The sequence below is a fragment of the Planctomycetota bacterium genome, assembly GCA_026387035.1.
In the GTDB taxonomy this organism is placed as follows: domain Bacteria; phylum Planctomycetota; class Phycisphaerae; order FEN-1346; family FEN-1346; genus JAPLMM01.
Genome location: JAPLMM010000285.1, coordinates 1 through 3,379, shown reverse-complemented (window position 1 = coordinate 3,379; position 3,379 = coordinate 1). Strand labels below are relative to the sequence as shown.

Annotated in this window: 3 protein-coding genes; all 3 read right to left on the bottom strand. The window is 68.6% G+C overall.

From position 1 onward, the window contains the following. Positions 1-117: 117 nt before the first annotated feature. The gene (locus NTX40_11010; protein MCX5649603.1) at positions 118-699 is read right to left on the bottom strand and encodes a hypothetical protein; all 582 of its coding nucleotides are present in this window, start codon (positions 697-699) and stop codon (positions 118-120) included. A 336-nt stretch (positions 700-1,035) separates the two neighbouring features. Next, positions 1,036-2,712 carry a PQQ-binding-like beta-propeller repeat protein gene (locus NTX40_11005; protein ID MCX5649602.1) on the bottom strand — a complete coding sequence of 559 codons (1,677 nt, stop codon included), beginning with the start codon at positions 2,710-2,712 and terminating at the stop codon, positions 1,036-1,038. Positions 2,713-3,087: 375 nt separating this feature from the next. Next, positions 3,088-3,379, bottom strand: a 292-nt coding sequence (locus tag NTX40_11000) for a hypothetical protein (protein MCX5649601.1), incomplete at its 5' end; no start/stop codon positions are given.

Here is a 3,379-nt window from a genome sequence, read left to right as displayed (position 1 = left end):
TCGCGCCGCGCCATGGTCGCCGCCATCAGCCCGAGCGCCCCCAGCGCGGGATACCGCACGGCGTCCCGCAGAAAGGCGCGCCTGCCTTCGTCGCATCCGTCTTGCCTGCGCATCGCCCTACTCCTTTCGCTCCGGTTCGGAGATTCGCTCGTAAAAGCGCACCTCGCCGGCGGACGGGTCGAGCACGAGGACCCTCCCCCGCGAGTCCGCCGCCACGTCCAGGCTGCCCGCCTCCTCGCTGAAATCCGTCGGCGGGGCCACGACCGCATCGAACACCCCTTCCGGGCTATACGTCTTAACCCGCAGGAGGCCCTTTTCGCTCGTCACAAATCCGCCGCCCGGCAGCAAGGCGAAATGGGCCGGGTTGCAGCATCCGAAGAAATCCTGCACCTTCGTGGACCCTGCGCCCCACGACCATTTCAATTCGCCCTCGCTCGTCCATCGTTCGAGGCGAAATCGCCCCGCGTTCGCCACCCAGAGCGCCCCATCCGGCCCCGCCGCCAGGTCGAAATGCTCGTTGCTCCGAAGGAAGAATCCCTCGTCCTCGTCGCCGGTGCTCGCCTTGCCGATCCGCCGAACCAGCGAGCCCGCCCGGTCGTAGCACAGTACGACGCGGTTGCCCGCGTCGGCGGCAAACACGCGGTCGTCCTGCACCGCCACCGACCTGAGGAGCGTCCCGACGCCCGGGCTCGGCAACATCCCGGCTCGCCGCCCGTCTCGAACTCCAGGGCAAGCCTGCCGTCCGGCTCGAACACGCGAACGCCCGCGTCGCCGACCACGTAGATCCGGTCGTTCGGCCCGACCGCCAGTCCGCGCGCGACCTTGAAAAGCGTCGACACGCGGCCGACCTGGCGATAGCGAATCAGGCTCGGATCCACCTTTCGGATCTCGCTCTGATTGTAAAGGAGGTCCCTCCCCACGCCGCGGTGCTCTTCGCCCGTGTGTTCGCCGTGAAGAACCGCCCAGACGGCGGCGCCGACCGCCCCGGCGATGACGAGGCCGATCAGGAGATTCGCAATCGGCACTCTCTTGCGCTCACTCATCCGGCCCTCCTCCCGCTGAGAACCGGCGCCGATCACGGCGCACTGTGCCAAGATTTTCTGGCATCAGGCAAGGGCTTAGAACTGTGTGGCACGGCGGGCCTTGTCCCGCCGTGCGCAGGTGCGCCGGGACGCACGGCCGGGCAAGGCCGGCCGTGCCACACCCAATTACGGTTTCGCCTGCGCAACACCCGCTGGAGATGCCAGAAAATCTTGTCACACCCGTTGAAGCGACGCTCGTCGCCGCGCCAGCGTCGGCTCGAAGGTCCAGGCAGACCAGCCGCGTCAGGTCCCTGAGAATCAGCCGGCCCCCCGCCAGCGCCAGCGGTCCCCACGCCTCGTAACCGTCCGCCAGGACTTTGGCCTGCGCGAGCGGCACGTATCCCTTCTGCGACGCCTCCGCCAGAACGAGCGTCCCCTTGTCCTCCAGGGCCAGGAGGAGACCGTCGGCCACCATGAACGGGCCGAGACCGAAACGGTTCTCCCGCCCGCTCGACCACAGGAGTCGTCCCGACGGGTCCAGGCACACCAACTGGTTCCCGAGCGCGCCGGCCTCCTTCGCCATGATCCCGTAAAGGTAACCTCCGTAATAGACGGGCGTGTGGTGTTCGGCGCTGAACTCCTTCGCCTCCAGCCGCAGCACCTCTTCGGCCGTAAACCGTCCCCCCTCCCTCTTCAGGCGGAGCATCAGGCTTCCCGTTCCGTAACCGCCGGTGAGGAAGACGCGGCCGTCGCCGAGAGGCACCGGCGAAGGAGAGTTCGCAAAGTTGACCTTCCACTCGTGCTGCCAAAGGATGTCGCCCGCCTTGAACCCGTCGCCGTCCTCCGCCGCAACGCCCACCACGCCGCCGCTCGCCGTGTACAGGTACATCCGCACGCCGTCCGCCGCCGCAGGGACGACCGACGTGTGCGTCATCTGCCAACCGCGCGGGTTCGGCGTCTTCCATACGACGTTGCCGGTTTCGCAGTCGACCGCCATCATGAGGACCGAGGGCCCCGCCGGCGCGAGAACCGCACGCCCACCGTCCACCAGCGGGCACTGGCCCGCGTACCACCTCGGCTCCTGCGTGCCGAACTCCCGCACCAGGTCCAGCGCCCACCGGAAGTCGCACGTCCGGGCGTCCACGCACATGACGTGGCACTTCGGCCCGAGCGTCACGACATACTTGTCCGTCACCGCTGGGACCGTCCGCGAGATGCCGTGGTTCGGCTGAATCGGGATCTTGTACCATCGCCGCCAGATCTCGCGCCCGTCGGCCAGCGACAGACATCGCAGGCAATCGCCCTTCGCCTCTTCGTCGTAATCCAGAAGGTACACCCGCCCCTTGTGCACGGCGGCGCCGGCGTATCCTTCGCCCACGGCAATGGACCAGAGAACCGGCGGCCCGGCGGCCGGCCACTCGCGCGCCAAACGCACACCCTCCGGGCTGATGCCGTCCCGATTCGGACCGCGGAAGGCGGGCCAGTCGCCCGGCCAATCGGCCGGCTCGCCCGACGACGCCAGAAACTCGCCCGGAAACGACACCTCGAACGCCGCCGGACGCTCCCCGAACGTCGCCACGCGCTCCTCCAGATCCGCCGGCGCGCCGACGCGCAGCCAGCGAGCGACCAGCGCCGCGCCGGCCGCGGCCAGGACGATCGCCACCCCCACGCTCACCCAAACACGCTTCATAACGTCCTTCCGCAGGAGAACTTGCGACGCCGCGACATTCTACGCCCCGCACGTTCTTCAGTCATCCCTCTAATTCTACAACGTTATCTCAACGCAGAGATCGCAGAGAACGCAGAGATAACCCCTTGTTTCACAACAACTTGTCCCGGCGCGCCGGGGCACGGCGTGTGTGGCACGGCGGGCCTTGCCCCGCCGTGCGCCGAGGCACGGCCGGGCAAGACCGGCCGTGCCAAACCCTTTTGATCCCTTTGACAGCCGTTCTCTGCGTTCTCGGCGCTCTCCCCATGTAAGAAAGGGGCCCGTCCCGCAGGGACCTTCGGCTGGGCTGCGTTGAAGAAAACAGCGTAGCAGCACTAAACCGACCGGACGGCCCGTTCACTCGTTGCGAAGGGCCGCCAGCAGCGGACCGCCAAGCGCCCATCGGGCCGCCAGGTACGTCCACACCAGGCCGCTCGCCGCCACGCCAAGCACCACCAGTGCAAGCGATCCCCCGGGAACTGGGGCGCCCGGCGATGCGAGCGCCGGCGCGACCGCCACCAGCGCCGCCACCACCCCGCACCCCAGGCCCAGCGCCAGCAGGCCCCAGTGTTCCCACACGATGAGCCGCTCGAGCGCCCCGCGCGAGAACCCCACCGCCCGCAAGAGCGCCAGTTCCCCGCGCCGCTCC

Coding starts and splice junctions, on each gene's coding strand:
- NTX40_11010 (MCX5649603.1), bottom strand. CDS start 699: ATGTTGCCGAGCCCGGGCGTCGGGACGCTCCTCAGGTCGGTGGCGGTG.
- NTX40_11005 (MCX5649602.1), bottom strand. CDS start 2,712: ATGAAGCGTGTTTGGGTGAGCGTGGGGGTGGCGATCGTCCTGGCCGCG.